Origin of the sequence: Amycolatopsis sp. NPDC051102, assembly GCF_040682815.1 — a bacterium.
In the GTDB taxonomy this organism is placed as follows: domain Bacteria; phylum Actinomycetota; class Actinomycetes; order Mycobacteriales; family Pseudonocardiaceae; genus Amycolatopsis.
Map to the genome: position 1 here is coordinate 190,555 of NZ_JBFBBT010000004.1, position 18,618 is coordinate 209,172.

At 70.6% G+C, this 18,618-nt stretch carries 14 protein-coding genes; 9 read left to right on the forward strand and 5 right to left on the reverse strand.

The window, feature by feature from the left end; all coding sequences use genetic code 11:
- Positions 1-6: 6 nt before the first annotated feature.
- Positions 7-537, reverse strand: a complete 531-nt coding sequence (locus AB0M93_RS15310) for a PH domain-containing protein (RefSeq protein WP_364273386.1) — start codon at positions 535-537, stop codon at positions 7-9.
- A 254-nt stretch (positions 538-791) separates the two neighbouring features.
- On the opposite strand from AB0M93_RS15310, the gene AB0M93_RS15315 reads away from it, so the two are divergent.
- The 4 genes from AB0M93_RS15315 to AB0M93_RS15330 all read left to right on the forward strand — a co-directional run bounded on the left by AB0M93_RS15315 (position 792) and on the right by AB0M93_RS15330 (position 4,663).
- Positions 792-2,684 carry an acetolactate synthase large subunit gene (locus AB0M93_RS15315; RefSeq protein WP_364273389.1) on the forward strand — a complete coding sequence of 631 codons (1,893 nt, stop codon included), beginning with the start codon at positions 792-794 and terminating at the stop codon, positions 2,682-2,684.
- 1 nt (position 2,685) lies between these two features.
- The gene (gene ilvN / locus AB0M93_RS15320; protein WP_003080760.1) at positions 2,686-3,192 is read left to right on the forward strand and encodes an acetolactate synthase small subunit; all 507 of its coding nucleotides are present in this window, start codon (positions 2,686-2,688) and stop codon (positions 3,190-3,192) included.
- 90 nt (positions 3,193-3,282) lie between these two features.
- Positions 3,283-4,296 (forward strand): ketol-acid reductoisomerase, encoded by a 1,014-nt coding sequence (gene ilvC, locus AB0M93_RS15325; RefSeq protein ID WP_003080750.1) that lies wholly within the window; start codon positions 3,283-3,285, stop codon positions 4,294-4,296.
- A gap of 85 nt (positions 4,297-4,381) precedes the next feature.
- Positions 4,382-4,663 carry a DUF397 domain-containing protein gene (locus tag AB0M93_RS15330; protein ID WP_013223584.1) on the forward strand — a complete coding sequence of 94 codons (282 nt, stop codon included), beginning with the start codon at positions 4,382-4,384 and terminating at the stop codon, positions 4,661-4,663.
- On the opposite strand, the gene AB0M93_RS15335 is transcribed toward AB0M93_RS15330, so the two are convergent.
- The 4 genes from AB0M93_RS15335 to AB0M93_RS15350 all read right to left on the reverse strand — a co-directional run bounded on the left by AB0M93_RS15335 (position 4,660) and on the right by AB0M93_RS15350 (position 8,935).
- Positions 4,660-5,541, reverse strand: a complete 882-nt coding sequence (locus AB0M93_RS15335; RefSeq protein WP_364273392.1) for a nuclear transport factor 2 family protein — start codon at positions 5,539-5,541, stop codon at positions 4,660-4,662. The genes AB0M93_RS15330 and AB0M93_RS15335 overlap by 4 nt on opposite strands.
- 69 nt (positions 5,542-5,610) lie before the next feature.
- Positions 5,611-6,927: an ankyrin repeat domain-containing protein gene (locus tag AB0M93_RS15340; RefSeq protein ID WP_364273395.1), complete on the reverse strand. Its 1,317-nt coding sequence runs from the start codon at positions 6,925-6,927 to the stop codon at positions 5,611-5,613.
- A 287-nt stretch (positions 6,928-7,214) separates the two neighbouring features.
- The gene (locus AB0M93_RS15345) at positions 7,215-8,039 is read right to left on the reverse strand and encodes a TIGR03620 family F420-dependent LLM class oxidoreductase (RefSeq protein ID WP_364273397.1); all 825 of its coding nucleotides are present in this window, start codon (positions 8,037-8,039) and stop codon (positions 7,215-7,217) included.
- Entirely contained in the window at positions 8,036-8,935 is a 900-nt protein-coding gene (locus AB0M93_RS15350) for a TIGR03620 family F420-dependent LLM class oxidoreductase (protein WP_364273399.1), read from the reverse strand. Before AB0M93_RS15350 ends, AB0M93_RS15345 begins: the two co-directional genes overlap by 4 nt.
- 89 nt (positions 8,936-9,024) lie before the next feature.
- Here AB0M93_RS15350 and AB0M93_RS15355 point away from each other — a divergent pair, with 89 nt between their 5' ends.
- The 5 genes from AB0M93_RS15355 (at position 9,025) to cimA (ending at position 18,595) form a co-directional block, all read left to right on the forward strand.
- On the forward strand, positions 9,025-9,588 hold the full coding sequence (locus tag AB0M93_RS15355; protein WP_364273402.1) for a helix-turn-helix domain-containing protein: 564 nt from the start codon (positions 9,025-9,027) through the stop codon (positions 9,586-9,588).
- 127 nt (positions 9,589-9,715) lie between these two features.
- Positions 9,716-11,314 carry a phosphoglycerate dehydrogenase gene (gene serA / locus AB0M93_RS15360; protein ID WP_364273405.1) on the forward strand — a complete coding sequence of 533 codons (1,599 nt, stop codon included), beginning with the start codon at positions 9,716-9,718 and terminating at the stop codon, positions 11,312-11,314.
- Between the two features lie 231 nt (positions 11,315-11,545).
- Positions 11,546-14,914, forward strand: coding sequence for a S8 family serine peptidase (locus AB0M93_RS15365; RefSeq protein WP_364273408.1), 3,369 nt, complete (start codon positions 11,546-11,548; stop codon positions 14,912-14,914).
- Between the two features lie 228 nt (positions 14,915-15,142).
- A complete protein-coding gene (locus AB0M93_RS15370; protein ID WP_364273411.1) occupies positions 15,143-16,180 on the forward strand; it encodes a 3-isopropylmalate dehydrogenase in 1,038 nt (345 codons plus the stop codon).
- An 810-nt stretch (positions 16,181-16,990) separates the two neighbouring features.
- Complete coding sequence (gene cimA / locus AB0M93_RS15375) at positions 16,991-18,595, forward strand: citramalate synthase (RefSeq protein ID WP_364273414.1); 1,605 nt, start codon at positions 16,991-16,993, stop codon at positions 18,593-18,595.
- The last annotated feature ends 23 nt before the right edge of the window (positions 18,596-18,618 follow it).

An 18,618-nucleotide genomic window follows, 5' to 3' on the forward strand; every position in this document is an offset into this window, starting at 1 on the left:
CCGGACCTACTCGGCGGCCGGGGTCTCCGACGTCCCGGGCTTGATGTCCTCGGCGCCGAGCACGCCGCTCGGGTCCGCGATCAGACCTTCGCTGACCAGCGACAGCACCGGCAGGTGCCGGGTCCGCACGGTCGGCAGCGGCACCTTCGTGTCGTCCTGCAGCACCGCCTGCACGCGCGACTTCTTGGTGATCGCGAGGCCCTTCAACGCCGGCCACGGGATGTCGCGGTGGCCGAACACCGTGCGCACCGCCAGCCCCGAGCGCGTCGCGACGGTGCGGTGGCGGACCACGAACACCGCCAGCGCGATGGGGAAGATGTACAGCCACTGCAGGTACGGGATCTCCCCGAGCGCGATCGGCGTCACGCAGATCGTCAGGAGAGCGATCGCCATGAAGGACGTGCGGGGGACGCGGAAGACGGCCTTCCGGCCTTCGTCCTGCTGTTTTTCGGCCACGCGGAAATGGTGCACCGCGCGCGCGACCGGCTCGAACCCGGGTGGCGCGCGCGTGACGTGCGCCGCGCAGGTGTCCACCATGCGGACTCTCCATCCCGCAGAGTTGACACCCGCATGGCGTTCGGTCTAGCGTCATCGCCGTGACACCGCTGACCGGCCTCGTACTTCCCAAGCGCGTCGACGCTTAGGGAAGACTTTCCGCTGCGTCGACGCGCGAACCCTCGTGCGACCTTACGGTCGGCGAGGGTTTTTTGTTGCCCAAGGGAAGAGATTCCTGGCCCCACCGCACAAAACCGACCCGAACGAGTGACACCGAGACCCACGAGGCAGATCCGATGACCAGTGCCACGTCGCGCAGCGACGCGAAACCCGGGCCGACGCCCGGAACGCCCGGAGCACGTCCGAAGCCGGCGCCACCGGCGGGAACGCCGGTGCGCGTCACCGGCGCCCAGTCCCTCGTGCGCTCGCTCGAGGCCGTCGGCGCCGAGGTGGTCTTCGGGATTCCGGGCGGCACCATCCTGCCCGCCTACGACCCGCTGCTGGACTCGACGAAGGTCCGCCACGTCCTGGTCCGCCACGAACAGGGCGCCGGCCACGCGGCCACCGGCTACGCCCAGGCCACCGGCAAGGTCGGCGTCTGCATGGCCACCTCGGGCCCGGGCGCGACCAACCTGGTCACCCCGCTCGCCGACGCGAACATGGACTCGGTCCCCGTCGTGGCCATCACCGGCCAGCAGTCGCGCGCGCTGATCGGCACGGACGCCTTCCAGGAAGCCGACATCTGCGGCATCACCATGCCGATCACCAAGCACAACTTCCTTGTCACGGACCCGGCGGACATCCCGCGGACCATCGCCGAGGCGTTCCACCTGGCGTCGACGGGCCGACCCGGCCCGGTGCTGGTGGACATCCCGAAGGACGTGCTGCAGGAGATGACCTCGTTCTCCTGGCCGACCGAGCTGCGCCTCCCGGGTTACCGCCCGACGCTGCGCCCGCACGGCAAGCAGGTCCGCGAAGCCGCGAAGCTGATCGCGAAGTCGCGCCGCCCGGTGCTCTACGTCGGCGGTGGCGTGATCAAGGCCGAGGCGCACGAGCAGCTGAAGCAGCTCGCCGAGCTGACGAACATCCCCGTCGTCACCACGCTGATGGCGCGCGGCGCGTTCCCCGACTCGCACCCGCAGCACCTGGGCATGCCGGGCATGCACGGCACGGTCGCCGCGGTCGCCGCGATGCAGCGCGCCGACCTGCTGATCGCGCTCGGCGCCCGGTTCGACGACCGGGTCACCGGCCAGCTGTCCTCGTTCGCGCCGGACGCCGCGATCGTGCACGCCGACATCGACCCGGCCGAGATCTCCAAGAACCGCAAGGCCGACGTCCCGATCGTGGGCGACTGCAAGGAGATCATCGGCGAGCTGATCACCGCCGTGAAGACGGAGTTCGACCACAGCGGCAAGCCGGATCTGGCCGACTGGTGGACCCAGGCCGACGACTGGCGCAAGAACTACCCGGCCGGCTACGAGTGGCCCGACGACGGTTCGCTGTCGCCGCAGTACGTCATCGAGCGGATCGGGCAGCTCGTCGGCCCGGACGCCGTCTACGCCGCGGGCGTCGGCCAGCACCAGATGTGGGCCGCGCAGTTCGTCAAGTACGAGAACCCGCGCACCTGGATCAACTCCGGCGGCCTCGGCACCATGGGCTACGCGGTGCCCGCCGCGATGGGCGCGCAGTTCGGCGTCCCGGACAAGCAGGTGTGGGCGATCGACGGCGACGGCTGCTTCCAGATGACCAACCAGGAACTGGCCACCTGCGCGATCGAGGGCGCGCCGATCAAGGTCGCCGTGATCAACAACGGCAACCTGGGCATGGTCCGGCAGTGGCAGAACCTCTTCTACTCGGAGCGGTACTCCAACACCGACCTCGGCACGCACAAGCACCGCATCCCGGACTTCGTGCTGCTGGCCGAGGCGCTGGGCTGCGCGGGCCTGCGCTGCGAGACGAAGGAAGACGTCGACGCCACCATCCGCCGCGCGATGGAAATCAACGACCGCCCCGTCGTGATCGACTTCGTCGTGGGGAAGGATGCCCAGGTGTGGCCGATGGTCGCGGCCGGCACCGGCAACGACGAGATCATGGCGGTCCGGGGCATCCGGCCGCTGTTCGACGACGACGAGGTCTCGGTCGAGACGACCGAGGCCGCCGCGGAAGCCGCCGGAGAGGGTGAGCGCTGAGATGAGCGTCCACACGCTGAGTGTCCTGGTCGAGAACAAGCCCGGTGTGCTCGCGCGCGTGTCCGGGCTGTTCTCCCGCCGCGGGTTCAACATCGAGTCCCTCGCCGTCGGGCCCACGGAAAACCCCGAGGTGTCCCGCATGACGATCGTGGTCGCCGTGGAAGAGCTACCGCTCGAACAGGTGACCAAGCAGCTCAACAAGCTGGTCAACGTGATCAAGATCGTCGAGCTGGAGCAGTCGACCGCCGTGCAGCGTGAACTGCTGCTGGTGAAGGTGCGCGCCGACAACACCGTGCGCAGCCAGGTCCTCGAAACCGTCCAGCTCTTCCGTGCGAAGGTGGTGGACGTGTCCCCGGAGGCGCTCACCGTCGAGGCGACCGGGACGTCGGACAAGATCGGCGCCCTGCTGCGGATGCTGGAGCCCTATGGCATCCGCGAGCTGGTCCAGTCCGGCATGGTCGCGGTGGGACGCGGCGCCCGCTCGATCACCGCAACCTCACCGCGCTAGTCCATCCATGCCCCCGCCACCACCCTCAACGGAGGCGCTTCGCGCCGCTGTTCCGGATTTCGTAAGTCAGGAAAGGAAGCAGTAACCCCCATGGCAGTGGAAATCTTCTACGACGACGACGCCGACCTCTCGATCATCCAGGGGCGCAAGGTCGCTGTCATCGGCTACGGCAGCCAGGGCCACGCCCACTCGCTGAGCCTGCGCGACTCCGGCGTCGACGTCCGCATCGGCCTGCCCGAGGGGTCCAAGTCGCGGGCGAAGGCCGAGGAGCAGGGCCTGCGCGTGCTCACCCCGGCCGAGGCGTCGGCCGAGGCCGACCTGATCATGATCCTGGCGCCGGACACGAAGCAGCGCTTCATCTACGAGCAGGACATCGCGCCGAACCTCAAGGACGGCGACGCCCTCTTCTTCGGGCACGGCTTCAACATCCGCTACGACCTGATCAAGCCGCCGTCGAACGTCGACGTCGCGATGGTCGCCCCGAAGGGCCCGGGCCACCTGGTCCGCCGCCAGTTCGTCGACGGCAAGGGCGTCCCGGCGCTCATCGCCGTCGAGCAGGACGCCACCGGCAACGCCCAGGCGCTCGCGCTCTCCTACGCGGCCGCTATCGGCGGCGCCCGCGCCGGTGTCATCAAGACGACGTTCACCGAGGAGACCGAGACCGACCTCTTCGGCGAGCAGGCCGTGCTCTGCGGTGGCGCGTCCGCGCTGGTGCAGACCGGCTTCGAGGTGCTCACCGAGGCCGGCTACGCCCCGGAGATCGCCTACTTCGAGGTGCTGCACGAGCTGAAGCTGATCGTCGACCTCATGTACGAGGGCGGCATCGCGCGCCAGCGCTACTCGATCTCCGACACCGCCGAGTACGGCGACCTGACCCGCGGCCCGCGCGTCATCTCGCCGGCGGTCAAGGAAGAGATGAAGAAGATCCTCGGCGAGATCCAGGACGGCACGTTCGCCCGCGAATGGGTCGCCGAGGACGAGGCCGGCCGGCCGAACTTCACCAAGCTCGAGGAGCAGGGCAACCAGCACCCGATCGAGGCGACCGGCAAGAAGCTGCGCGACCTGATGTCGTGGGTGGACCGGCCGATCACCGAGACCGCCTGAGTTTTTCCCGCAAGACCCGAAGGGGACGCCCGGTGCCGGGCGTCCCCTTCGGTGCGTTCGGTGCCCGGGTCGCTACGCTGGTGACATGAGTGATCAGCCGGTCGACGACAAGGCGCACATCCGGCACCACCTCGACTTCACGAAGGCCGAGTGGATCCGGGCCGAGCCCGAAGGCGTCACCCTCGACGACTGCGTCGAGTACGCGTTCATCGAGCACACCGACGGTGTCACCTACACCGCGATGCGGCAGTCGGCGAAGCCGGACGGCGTGATCCTTGTCTTCACGCCGGGGGAGTGGGACGCGTTCGTCAAGGGCGTCCGCGACGGCGAGTTCGACCTGCCCGAGGACCTCGCCGCGGAGGCTTAGAGCTTCGCGGCCAGCTCGGGGATCCGGCCGAGGTCGCCGGCGATGCCGAGGTGGTCGCCGTAGTCGCGGGATTCGACGACCAGGCCGTCGCAGATCCGCATGGCGAAGATGTTCGCGATCCGGACCGGGTGGCCGCCGTAGCTGCCCTGGTAGGCGAACTCGGCGATCAGCATCTCCGGGTCCGTGCCCTCGTAGGTGACGAGGTCGGCGATCTCGAAGTCGACCCCCATGGCCGCGGCCTGCTCGAAATGCGCCCGCAGCTCCTCGCGCGTGCGCACGACGGCCGAACCCGGCTGGAACGGGTGCGTGACGTGGGTCGGCTCGGCGTACAGCTCCGCCAGGTGCGGTCCGGCCTTGTCGCACACGCCGTAGACGAGCCGCTCGAACACCCCGCGCCGGCTCTTCGGGTCGCTCGATGTCCGCTCGCCGATCGGCGACAACTCCCGCGGCGGCGCCTGCGCGTACGCCTCGGCCAGCTGGCCGACGCCGTCGCGGATCACGGCGAGCCGCAGGTAGTCGTGGTAGTCGCGGGAATGGACGATCAGGCCGTCGCGGACGCGCAGCACCTGGATGTTGGCCGTCGGGATGGTGCGCCCGGTCGTCACAGATTCGGCGTCGTAGTCGTATTCCGCGACGATCACTTCGGGGTCCGTCGTCTCGTGCACGACGACGTTCTTGCGCTTGAGACGCAGGGTGCCGGCGAGAGCGCTGGTGAACCGTTCGTGGATGGTCGCGCGGCCGGTGATGCGGCCCGGCCGCGGCACGGCCTGGGGGTGTTCGACGACGGCGTCTTCGGCGTAGAGCGCGGACAGCTCGTCCCATCTTCCTTCGCTGATGCCGTCGGACAGCGCGGCGAAGACGTCGCGGGGTGTGGTCATGGTTCCTCCCAGAGGCAAAACGGAGTCAGCAGGCCGTCTCCAACGATACGGACTGCTGACTCCGGTTGTCTACCGAAGCAGGTCCTGAGCGGCCGGCTGCTCGCCCACCTCCGCCCACTTCTCCGGCGTACTGCCGTAGATCGCGTCCCGTGCGCCGAGGTCGGCGCCGTTCTCGACGAGAGTGCGGATGACGTCGAGGTGCCCGGACTGGGCGGCCAGGTGCAGGGCTGTGACGCCTTCGCCGTGGTTCGGGCCGCCGAAGGTGCCGCGATGATTCACGTCGGCGCCGAGGTCGAGGAGCGTCCGGACGGCGGCGAGCTTGCCCTGCGCGGCCGCCCACGTCAGCGCGGTGCCGCGGTAGACGTCGGCGTTCACATCGGCTCCGCGTGCGCCGAGGGCGCGCAGGGCTTCGGTGCGGTCGTTGCGCGCGGCCCAGGACAGGGCTTCGTTCTTGACTTCGGCGGGGTCGTCGGTCGGCTGCCAGCGCGGGAAACCGCTGTGGGGGCGGTAGAAGCCGCGATGCGCGCCGGGGTCGCCCGAGGTCAGGAGTTCCGCGATCGCGTCGACGTCGCCGAGCCCGGCCGCGACGCGCAGGTTGCCTGGCGCCCGGCTGTGTTCCGCCAGCTTCTCCGCGGCTTCGCGATGACCCCAGAACAGGGCGACGACCAGGGGAGTGCCGCCGTCGCCCCGGGCCGAGACGTCGACGGGCGCGCCGTGCCGCAGGAGCAGGTCGAGCAGGAGCGGCAGGTTGCTGTAGGCGGCCTGGTGCAGGGGCGTCCAGCCGTGGACGTTGCCGCGGGCCGGATCGGCGCCGTGGTCGAGGAGGATGCGGCTGAGCCGCTCGTCGCACGTCGCGCCGGCCATGCCGAGCAGGTCGTTGCCGTTGGTGCCGCGGGCGTCGACGAGTCCGGGGAACTCGCCGAGCAGCGTCTCGAGCTGTTGGAGATCCCGGGCTTCGATCGCCCGGTAGGCGCGGGCGAACGGCTCACCACTGTCCACAAGAGACTTGACGTGCTCGCGGAGTGCTTTCCAGGAACCGAAACCGTGTTCCCGGGCGACGACCGCGCGGGCGCCGTCTCGGGTGAGCGGCTGGTTCCATCGGGCGAACGGCTCTTTCGCGCCGGGCGTGTCGTCCTCGGCCGAGGCGAGCAGCCCGAGCGCGCGTCCGGCGTAGTACTCGACGTCCTGGTGGTACGGGTGCTGCAGGGTTTCCCCGTGCTCGGTGACGCGCCGGACGTACGCCTGCAGCTTCGGCCAGCTCGGGAACCCGTGGTCCCGCGCGATGCGGAACTGCGCTTCGGCGAGTTTGACGCCTTCGGCGCGCGCGAGGTCCTTCGCGCGCTTGCGCAGCTGGTCCAGGCTGGGTTTCGCGGGCAGCGTGCCCATGGTGCCTCCTTCCCTCGTCGCCCGTGGTCCGCCGGCACCGGGCAGGAAAGAAGGTGCGGAGCTGGTGGTGGGGTGAAGCAGGGGTGGGCTCGGCCCTTTCCGCGGACGGGGCGCGGCCCGGACCGCGCCCCGCCACCCTACCCCCGCGTGAAGGAAGGGTCATCACGCGTGATTGAGGGGTCGACTCGCGTGATGGGAAGGCCGACACGGCGAAGCTGGGGCTCGTCGCCGTGTCGTCGCTTCAATCACGCGAGTCGGCTTCCTGATCACGCGAGCCGACCCCTCAATCACGGGAGGAGGTCGGCCAGGAGGCGGTAGGACTTCGCGGTGCGGGCCAGGACCTGGACGCAGACGTGGTCGGCGCCTGCGTCGAGGTGGGCCTGGATGCGGGCCGCGGCCGCCTGTTCGCCCGTGGCGACGACGGCGTCGACCAGGCGGTCGCTGCCGCCGTCGGCGAGGTCGGCGTCGGTGAAGCCGAGGCGGCGCAGGTTCGCCTGGTGGTGCGGGGCCTGCCGGACGTACAGGCCCACGTGCTCCCGGGCCGCGGCGCGGGCGGCCTCCGGTGCGGCGTCCAGGATCACCGCCTGCTCGACCGCCAGGTACTTGCCCGGGCCGAGCCGTTCCCGCGCGGCCGCCGTGTGTTCGGGCGGGACGAAGTACGGGTGCGCGCCGTCCGCGCGTTCGGCCGCCAAGCCGAGTGCGCGGGGACCGAGGGCGGCGAGCAGCCGCCGGGGCCGCGGCGACGGCGGCGGCAGGGCCGGCAGGTCGGCGTCGTCCATCCCGGCGAGGTACTCCCGCATCGCCGAAATCGGCCGGGCGCCCGGGAAGTGGCCGCCGAGGCCGACGACGAACCGGCCCGGGTAGGCCTCGCCGAGCGCGCGCGTCGCCGCTTCCGCCGTGATCGGCGCGCGGCGGTCGAACCGGGCGATCCCGGTGGCCACGGTGAGCCGGGACGTCGCCGCGAGGATCAGCGCCGCCTGCGTGAACGCGTCCCGGCCGGCGTATTCGCCGAACCAGAGCGCGTCGAAGCCGAGTTCCTCCACCTCGGCGGCCGTTTCGCGGAGCTCGCCGATCGGGGCGCCGTCGAAGAACCGCCAGATCCCGACGCTCATCGGACGACCTCCGGAGCCAGCTCGGCCAAAGTGTCCACAGCGGACTCGAAGGTGGGGGCGGACGGTGTCAGCAGGACGTGGTCCGCGCCCGCGTCGAGCACCTCGGCGAGGCGTTTCGCGATGGTTGCGGCGTCGCCCCAGAGCACGAGGTCGTCGACGAACCGGTCGCTCGGCCCGGCGATGTCGGCTTCGGTGTAGCCGAGCCGCTTCCAGCCCGCGAGGTAAACGGTGACGGAGTATTCCCGCGATTGCGCCACCCGGCGCCGGATGCTCCCGCGGGCGTCCTCGCGGCTGCCGAGGAGGACGGTCTGCTGCGGGATCAGCAGCTTGTCCGGCCCGAGGATTTCCCGGGCGTACGGCGTGTGCGAGACCGGCTGGGCGAACGGGTGGGCCCCGTCCGCGTGGTCGCGGGAGAGGGCCAGCATCTTCGGCCCGACGGCGGCCAGCACGCGCGGAAATGCCACCGGCGAAAGGTTTTCGGCTTCCGCTGCGTCCATATCGGACAGATAGGCGCGCATCCGGTCGATCGGGCGGTACTCCTCGCCGAGTTTCGTGGCCTGGAACGCGTGCCCGGCACCGATGCCGAGCACGAACCGGCCCGGATGGGCGTGGGCGAGCGTCGCGCCGCCTTTCTGCGCGGTCGCTCCGCGCCGGGCCCACAGGTTCGCGATGCCGGTGCCGAGCACGACGTCCGGCACGGACGCGAGCAGATCGCCGAAGTGGGCGAACACTTCCCGGGTGCCGGGTCCCTCGCCGCTCCAGACCGAGCGGTAGCCGGCTTCCGCGAGCCGTCGTGTCGCCGCGCGTTCGACGTCCGGGGGCGGTTGCAGCGGTGCACTCGGCAACCACGCGCCGATGGCGCCGAGCCGGGTCCGGGTGTCTTCGATCAGGGTCATCCTCGAGTTCCCTCCAGTAAGCTGAGGCTGCCTCCGGTTAATATACGGAGGCGACCTCCGATTGGCTACCCGGTACGCTCGGGAGCGCGATGACCGACGTCAAACCGATGCGTGCGGACGCCCGCCGCAACTACGAGCGCCTCCTCGAGGAGGCCCAGCACGCCTTCGCCGAGCACGGCGTCGAGGCGTCCCTGGAAGAGATCGCGCGCCGCGCCGGCGTCGGCATCGGCACGCTGTACCGGCATTTCCCGACCCGGGACGCGCTGCTCGAGACGCTCCTGCGCGCCCGGTTCGACGCGCAGGCCGAGCGGGCCCGCGAGCTGCTCACCCACCCCGAGCCGCTGAACGCCCTGCAGACGTGGCTCGCCGGGCTCGGCGACGCCACCGGCACCTTCCGCGGCCTGGTCGAGCTCACCGCCGACGCACTGAACGACGAATCATCCCGTTTGTACGAGTCGTGCCACGCGATGCGTGACCTCGGTTCCCAGCTGGTGGAACGGGCGAAGGACGCGGGCGAACTGCGCGAGGACGTCACCGCGCACGAGCTGCTTCTCTTGCTGCACGCGGCATCCTGGGCGGGCGGCCACCTGCCGGGCGAAGGGGGCATGCAGCGGCTGCTGGCTCTTGTTTTCGAAGGATTGCGCGCAAGTTAACACCAGAAGAAGCCACAGGCCCGGCCAGCGCGTTAAACTCCCGCTCGACCGGGGCACAACGACGTGCAATGACCGTTTGTCGACACATATCGCGTCCTGGAAGTGACCAGATAGTGGGAGCCGCATCGTGAGCAAGCCCAATAAGCCCGTCGTCCTCATCGCGGAGAAGCTCGCCCCCTCCGTGCTGAGTGTCTTCGGTGACGAGGTGGAGGTCCGGCACGTCGACGGCACGGACCGGTCCGCGCTGCTCGAGGCGGTGAAGAGCGCCGACGCGCTCCTGGTCCGCTCCGCCACCCAGGTGAACGCCGAAGTCTTCGCCGCCACCACGCAGCTGAAGGTCGTCGCCCGCGCAGGTGTCGGCCTCGACAACGTCGAGGTGCCCGCCGCGACCGAGCGCGGCGTCCTGGTCGTCAACGCGCCGACGTCGAACATCGTCTCCGCCGCCGAGCACGCCGTTGCCCTGCTGCTGGCGGTCGCGCGCCGCGTGCCGGCCGCCGACCAGAGCCTCCGCGGCGGCGAGTGGAAGCGCAGCTCCTTCTCCGGTGTCGAGCTGCAGGGCAAGACCATCGGTGTGGTCGGCCTCGGCAAGATCGGCCAGCTGTTCGCCCAGCGCCTCGCCGCCTTCGACACGCACCTCATCGCGTACGACCCCTACGTCTCGGCCGCGCGCGCCGCGCAGCTCGGCATCGAGCTCGTCACCCTCGACGAGCTGCTGGCCCGTGCCGACGCGATCTCCATCCACCTGCCGAAGACGCCGGAGACCAAGGGCCTCATCGACGCCGAGGCGCTGAAGAAGACCAAGCCGGGCGTCATCATCGTGAACGCCGCCCGCGGCGGGCTGATCGTCGAGCAGGACCTGGCCGACGCGCTGCGCTCGGGCCACGTCGGCGGCGCCGGCGTCGACGTCTTCGTCTCCGAGCCGACCACGTCCAGCCCGCTGTTCGAGCTGGAGAACGTCGTCGTGACGCCGCACCTGGGCGCGTCGACGGCCGAGGCGCAGGACCGCGCGGGCACCGACGTCGCGAAGTCGGTGCTGCTGGCGCTGCGCGGCGACTTCGTGCCGGACGCGGTGAACGTCTCCGGCGGCGGCGCGGTCGGCGAGCACGTCCGCCCGTACCTGTCGCTGACCCAGAAGCTCGGCCAGCTGCTGACGGCGCTCAACCCGACGTCGCCAACGTCGGTCACCGTGCAGGTGAAGGGCGAGATCTCCAACGAGGACACCGGCGTGCTGCAGCTGGCGGCGCTGCGCGGGGTGTTCACCGGCGTGGTCGAGGACCAGGTCACGTTCGTCAACGCGCCGCAGCTGGCGGAAAAGCTCGGCGTCCAGGTCGAGCTGACGACCGAGCCGGAGAGCCCCAAGTTCCGCAGCCTGGTCACGGTGCGCGCGGTGCACGCGGACGGCCAGGCGCTGACGGTATCCGGTTCGGTCACCGGCCTGGACGAGGTCGAGAAGCTGGTCGAGGTCAACGGCCGCGGCTTCGACCTGCGCGCCGAAGGCACCGTGCTGCTGGTCGAGTACCCGGACCGCCCGGGCGTGATGGGCCGCGTCGGGACGCTGCTCGGCGAAGCGGGCATCAACATCGAGGCCGCGCAGATCAGCCAGACCACCGACGGCTCGGACGCGGTGATGCTGCTGCGCGTCGACCGCCACATCGACGCGCACCTGCTGGAGCCGATCGGCGCCGCTGTCGGGGCGCACACGATCCGTGCGGTCGATTTCAACTGACGTAACCCTTTCGAAGGCCCCCTGTCACCCGACAGGGGGCCTTCGTGCGCAATCACATTCACGTAACGGAGTCCTTTGCCTACCTAAGTAGGTGTTTTGGGGCATTAGGTTCGCTGCGCGAGGTTGAACCACGCGCCGTCGAGGGCACGGCGCTGTGCCGCGCTTCACCGTCGGGGGTGTTCAGGAGCGGTCGGCAGGTTCGGGTCCAGACCTCGGGTAAGGGGCCGACTCATGAGCAGATCCCGCCTCCCCGCGCGCGCCACGACGGCGGCCTTCGCCGTCGTTCTTGCGGCCGCGCTCGGGGCGCCGGTCGCGAGCGCAAGTCCTGATCAGACACAGGGCTCGCAGCTCGCCGACGGCGTCGCGCCGGCGAAGATCGACGACGCGAAGCTGCAGGGCAAGGTGTCGCCGCGGCTGGGGGCCGCGCAGGGCCGCGTCACCGCGTTCGTCGAGCTGGCGAAGAAGCCGGCCGTCGATGCGTTCACCTCCGCGCAGCCCCAGGGCAAGGAGGCCGCCAAGCGCGCCGCCCGTGCCGCGAAGGACGACACCGCGGCCGCGGTGAACTCGGTCGTGGGCCAGCTGCGCGCGGCCGACGCCCAGCCGCAGGTCGTCACGCAGACCGCCAACGCCGTTCCCGGCGTGGTCGTCACCGCCGACGCCGCGAAGCTGCGCGAAGTCGCGAAGCGGGCGGACGTCGTCGCGGTGCGCACGGTCGTGCCGAAGACCCGCACCAACGCCAGCGCCGAGCAGCTGACCAACACGCTCGCCGCGTGGCAGCAGACCGGCAAGTTCGGCGACGGCGTCCGGGTCGGCGTCATCGACGACGGCATCGACTACACCCACGCCGACTTCGGCGGCCCCGGTACGCAGGCCGCCTACAAGAGCGTCGACAGCACCAAGCCGACCCCGCTCTTCCCGAGCGCCAAGGTCGTCGGCGGCACCGACCTCGTCGGCGACGACTACGACGCCGCGACGGCCGGCAAGACCACCCCGAAGCCGGACCCGAACCCGCTGGCCTGCGGGGAGCACGGCACGCACGTCGCCGGCACCATCGGCGGCTTCGGTGTCACCGCCGATGGCAAGACCTTCAAGGGCGACTACAAGAAGCTGGACGCCAAGAAGGTCGACGCGATGCTGATCGGCCCGGGCACCGCGCCGAAGTCGCTGCTCTACGCGATCAAGGTGTTCGGCTGCACGGGCTCGACGAACGTCACCTCACAGGCGCTGGACTGGGCGCTCGACCCGGACGGCGACGGCGACTTCACCGACCACCTCGACATCGTCAACCTCTCCCTCGGCTCCGACTTCGGCGCGCCGGACGACCCGGACTCGCTGTTCGTGCGCAAGCTCGCCGCGAACAACGTGCTGCCGGTGATCTCCGCGGGCAACGGCGGCGACATCAACGACATCGCCGGGTCCCCGGGCAACACCCCCGAGGCGCTCACCGTCGCCAGCACGCGCGACGCGGGCGTCCTGCGCGACGCCGCCGAGGTCAAGGCGCCGGCGACGGCCGCGGGTCAGAAGACCGGGCAGTACAGCCAGAACTACACCGGCTACGACACGCTGGACGTGACCGCGCCGGTCGTGGCCCTTTCGGCGGCCAACGCCGCGGGCTGCGCGCCGTACTCCGCGGAGGACAAGGCGAAGGCCGCTGGCAAGTTCGTCTGGCTGGAGTGGGACGACAACGACTCGACCCGCGCCTGCGGTTCGGCCGCCCGCGCGAACAACGCGCAGGCCGCCGGGGCGAAGGGCGCGCTGCTGTCGTCCACTTCGGAGCACTTCAGCGCGGGCATCGCGGGCAACGCGGCGATCCCGATGTTCCAGTTCACCGGCTCCGCGACGAAGACGCTGCGCACGGCGCTGACCGCGGGCACGCTGCAGGTCCGGCTCTACGGCGCCGGCCGGGCGTCGATCCAGACCTACGACAAGACGATCGTCGACACCCCGAGCTCGTTCACCTCGCGCGGTACCCGCGGGCCGGCCGTCAAGCCGGACCTCGCCGCGCCCGGTGACACGATCACCTCGGCGTTCCGCGGCAGCGGCAACGGCCGGACCGTGCTCTCGGGCACGTCGATGGCCGCCCCGCACACCACGGGCATCACGGCGCTGGTCCGCCAGTCGCACCCGGACTGGTCGGTCGAGGAGGTCAAGGCGTCGGTCATCGGCACCGCCGGCCACGACGTCGGCGACGGCGCGGGCCACACCTACGCGCCGCAGCGCGTCGGCAGCGGCCGGATCGACGCCAAGGCGGCGCTGGACAACCAGGTGCTCGCCTACGTGCAGGACGACCCGGGCGCGGTGAGCGTCAGCTTCGGCACGGTCGAGGCCGGGGGCCCCGTCACGCTGTCGAAGACGATCAAGCTGGTCAACAAGGGCGTCACCCCCGCCGAGTACACCGTCGCCTACCAGGCGGTCAACGCGCTGCCGGGTGTCGAGTACACAGTGGACAAGCAGTCGGTGAAGCTGACCCCGCGCGGGACCGCGAAGGTGCGCGTCACGCTGCGGATCGCCGACCCGAAGGCGCTGCGCAAGGTGATGGACCCGACCATGGCGGCCACCCAGGCCGGCCTGGCCCGGCAGTTCGTCGCCGACGCCTCCGGCCGCGTCGCCTTCACACCGGTCAGCGGGGCCAAGGTGCCGCTGCGGGTTGCGGTCTACGCCGCGCCCAAGCCGGTCTCGGCGATCACGACGCCGGCGTCGGTCAGGTTCGGCGCGGACGCCACCCAGGCCGTGCTGAACCTGGGCGGCAAGGGCGTCGACCAGGGCGCCGGCGCGCAGCGGTACCGCTCGCTGATCAGCGTGCTCGAGCTGCAGGCGGAGTCCCCGCAGCTGCCCGAGTGCGACGCGGACGTGGTCACCGACTGCACGCTGAACAAGACGGCCAAGGGCGGCGACCTCCGCTACATCGGCGCGGCGTCCACCGCGCCGCTGGCGAAGGCGCAGGGCGAGCCGGAGAACGCGCTGCTCGCGTTCGGTCTCTCCACCTGGGGAGACTGGGCGAACATCGGCAGCAACACCTCGCCGTTCGTCGACATCGACACCACCGGGGACGGGCAGCCGGACTTCGAGACCTACGTGACCAAGGCGACGTCCACCGACGTCCTCCTGGCCAACACGGTCGCGCTGACCCCGGGCTTCCCGACCGTGGACGTCCAGGCGGTCAACGGCCAGCTCGGCGACGTCGACACCAACGTGTTCGACACGAACGTGCTCACCCTGCCGGTTTCGCTGGCCGCGCTGGGCATCGACGCCAACGCCGACAGCCACCGCATTTCCTACACGGTGGGCGTCAGCGGCTTCTACGTCGCGCCGGGCACGACGAACGGGCTGATCGACTACGTCGGCACGCCGCTGTCGTTCGACGCGCTGGCGCCGGGCTACGCGGTGCAGGGTGGCGGCGACGCCGCGCTGGGCTACGTCGCGAAGCCGGGAACGGCGCTGGTCGTCACGCGGAACGCGGCGTCGGCCGCGGCCGACAACGCCCTCGGCCTGCTGGCCATCGAGCACCACAACGCCGCGGGCAACCGCGCGAACGTGGTCAAGGTGGAGGACGCCCGGCCGGGGAACGACCGTCAGCCGATCGGGGGCGGTCGCCGCTAGGCCGCGGCAAGATCGATTTCCGCAGGACCAGGGGCGTCTCCGGGGGATTTCCGCCGGGGACGCCCCTCTGTTGTTCACCCGATTGGGTGTCTCACCCTGCGGGAGGATGCGGCATAAGGGTGGTGCGGCTACGGCGGTTTGTCTACGGCCGGTAACCTTCCGGCTGCTGGCGTTTTGTTGCGGTGGGCCATCGGTGCGGCTGGTGGTCCGGTCGACGGAGGTGTGTGGATGCGGCTCGCGGTGATCCCAGGAGACGGGATCGGGCCCGAGGTGGTCTCCGAGGCGCTGAAGGTGCTCGGCGAGGTAGTACCGACGGCGGAGATCACGAACTACGACCTCGGCGCGGCGCGGTGGCACTCGACCGGTGAGCTGCTCCCGGAGTCGGTCCTCGGCGAGCTCCGCCAGCACGACGCGATCCTGCTGGGCGCGGTCGGCGACCCCTCGGTGCCGAGCGGGATCCTGGAGCGCGGCCTGCTGCTGCGCCTGCGGTTCGAGATGGACCACCACGTCAATCTGCGCCCGGCGCGGCTGTACCCGGGTGTCCGGGGACCGCTGGCCGACGCGGGCGACGTCGACATGGTCGTCGTGCGCGAAGGGACCGAAGGCCCGTACGCGGGCACGGGCGGTCTGCTGCGCAAGGACACCGAGCACGAGATCGCGACGGAGGTCAGCGTCAACACGGCGTTCGGCATCCGCCGCGTGGTCGCGGACGCGTTCAACCGCGCCGAGGCCCGCCCGCGCAAGCACCTGACGCTGGTGCACAAGACCAACGTGCTCGAGTACGCGGGTTCGCTGTGGTCGCGGATCGTCGAAGAGGTCTCGCTGGAGCACCCGGAGGTGACGGTCGCCTACTCCCACGTGGACGCGGCGACGATCCACCTGGTGACGGACCCGTCCCGGTTCGACGTGATCGTGACGGACAACCTGTTCGGCGACATCATCACCGACCTGGCGGCCGCGGTGACGGGCGGCATCGGCCTCGCGGCGAGCGGCAACCTGGACATCACCCGCCGGAACCCGAGCATGTTCGAGCCGGTCCACGGGTCGGCGCCGGACATCGCGGGCCAGGGCCTGGCGGACCCGACGGCGGCGGTGCTGTCGGTGGCGTTGCTCCTGGACCACCTGGGCCAGAAGGAGTCGGCGCGCCGGATCGAGGCATCGGTCGCGTTCGACCTGGCCACGCGGGACCAGGCATCGCCGGGCGCCACGCAGGCGATCGGGGACCGGCTGGCGGCGCTGGTTTCGTCGAACGTGCGGACTGCTTGATTGTTCGGGGAAGCCCCGCGCCCGTGGTGGGTGCGGGGCTTTTTCGTGCCTGGAGCTGGGGGCTTCTGGTGGCTGGTTGGGTTCGGTTCGGGGCGCTTTGTGTCCCGTGGGGTGCTTGTTGGTTGAGTTTTGCGGTTCCGAGGGGCTTCGCGTCCTGTAGTGGGGTCTGGCGGTCGGTTGGGGTTCCCATTCTGGGGAGCTTCGCGTCCTGGGGTCTGGGGTCGGTTGAGTTTCCGGTTCCGGGGAGCTTCACGTCCTTGGGGTGTGGCGCCTGTTGATCGGTTGAGCTTCCGGCTCGGGGCTGGGGGAGTGGTGCCAGTTGGGTCGGCTGAGCATTCGGGTTCGGGAGAGCTCCGCGCCCTGGTGGTGCGGGGTTTTCGGGCCGCCGGCCGGCTTCGCCGCCACGCTGCCGCGAACTTGTCCACAACACCGCCGGGATGTGGAGAACTGCGTGGCCGAGCGGCTTTTCGGCCGGTTTCGTCGGTGGGCGCCGATAGACTGGACCGGGGTCAGCCCCCAGGGATGGGTGGGGCTTGCTGTGTGGGGGTGGGGGGCTGATTCGGCCCGTTTCCAGCGGAGTGATCCCGGCCGAGCCGGTGAGTGCGTCGCCGGGCATGTTCCCGGATGGTGGGAGCTTGGCCCAGTTCCTGGACTCGTGCGCTGGCGCTGTGGCATGATGCGACCGTGACCAGCTTCGCGATCATTATCGACGAGCGCGCCGGACGATAGCTCCACAAGAGCTCCCGGCGCGCAACCTCTCGCACCCTGCGGGAGGTTTTTTTGTTGCCTTGAAACGATTGGGAGAAGACCGTGACCCGCAAGGAGCCCGCCGATACCCCGCTCGGCGACGCCTTCCACCTCTACGACACCACCCTCCGAGACGGTGCGCAGCGGGAGGGCATCTCCTACTCCGTCCAGGACAAGCTCGCCGTCGCGCGGCTGCTGGACGAGCTCGGTGTCGGGTTCATCGAAGGTGGCTGGCCCGGGGCGCTTCCCAAGGACACCGAATTCTTCGCCCGCGCCGCGAAAGGCGAGCTGCCTCTGAAGCACGCGGCGCTCGTCGCCTTCGGGGCCACGCGCAAGGCCGGCACCAGCGCCGACGTCGATCCGCAGGTGCGGGCCCTGCTCGACAGTGAAGCGCCGGTTATCACGCTCGTCGCCAAGTCCGATCTGCGGCACATCGAACGCGCTCTGCGCGTCGACGTGGACGAAGCCTGCGCGATGGTGAAGGACACCGTCGAGTTCCTCACGAACGAAGGCCGGCGGGTCTTCCTCGACGCCGAGCACTTCTTCGACGGCTACGCGCATTCCCCCGAGACCTCCCTCCGGATCCTCGACGCCGCCGCGCACGCGGGCGCCGACGTCCTCGTGCTCTGCGACACCAATGGCGGCCAGCTGCCGCTCGGGCTGGCGGAAACGGTGCGGGAGGTCAAGGAAAAGACCGGGTTCCGGCTCGGCATCCACTGTCAGGACGACACTTCCTGCGCCGTGGCGAACTCCGTCGCCGCGGTGCAGGCCGGCGTGACGCACGTCCAGTGCACCGCCAACGGTTACGGGGAGCGGGCCGGCAACGCCGACCTCTTCGCCGTGACGGGAAACCTGGTGACCAAGCTCGGCCTCGACGTCCTCCCGACCGGAGGCGCCGCCGAGCTCACCCGGGTCTCCCATGCCCTTGCCGAAATCGCCAACCTCGCCCCCTACACCCACCAGGCTTACGTAGGGGCGTCGGCCTTCGCCCACAAGGCGGGACTGCACGCGAGCGCGATCAAGGTGGATCCGTTGCTGTACAACCACATCGATCCGTCTTCCGTCGGCAACGACATGCGGGTACTGGTCACCGAGATGGCCGGCAGGGCCAGCCTCGAGCTCAAGGGACGTGAGCTCGGGGTCGACCTTGCCGGCCGGCCCGAGGCGCTGACGAGCGCCATCACGAAGGTCAAGCGGCTCGAGTCGGAGGGCTGGTCCTTCGAGGCCGCCGACGCCTCCCTGGAGCTCCTGCTGCGCCAGGAGGCCGACGTCCCGGCGGAGGCCCCGTTCGAGCTGGAGTCCTACCGGGTGGTCCTCGACCACCGCCCGGACGGCGAGGTCGTGGCCGAAGCCACCGTCAAGGTGCACGTCGGCGGCCAGCGCGTCATCGCCACCGCCGAGGGCATCGGGCCGGTGCACGCCCTCGACGCCGCCCTGCGGGAAGCCCTGAGCCCGCACCTGTCCTGGTTGGACAGTGTGGAGCTGGCCGACTACAAGGTCCGCATCCTCCAGGGCAACCCCGGCACCGACGCGGTGACGCGCGTGCTGGTCGAGAGCACCGACGGCGAGCGCGAGTGGACCACCGTCGGCGTGCACGGCAACATCGTCGAGGCCAGCTGGCTGGCCCTGTGCGACGCGCTCGTCCACAAGAGCACCACCGTGGCCTGAGGGGCGAGCCGGGCGCACACGTA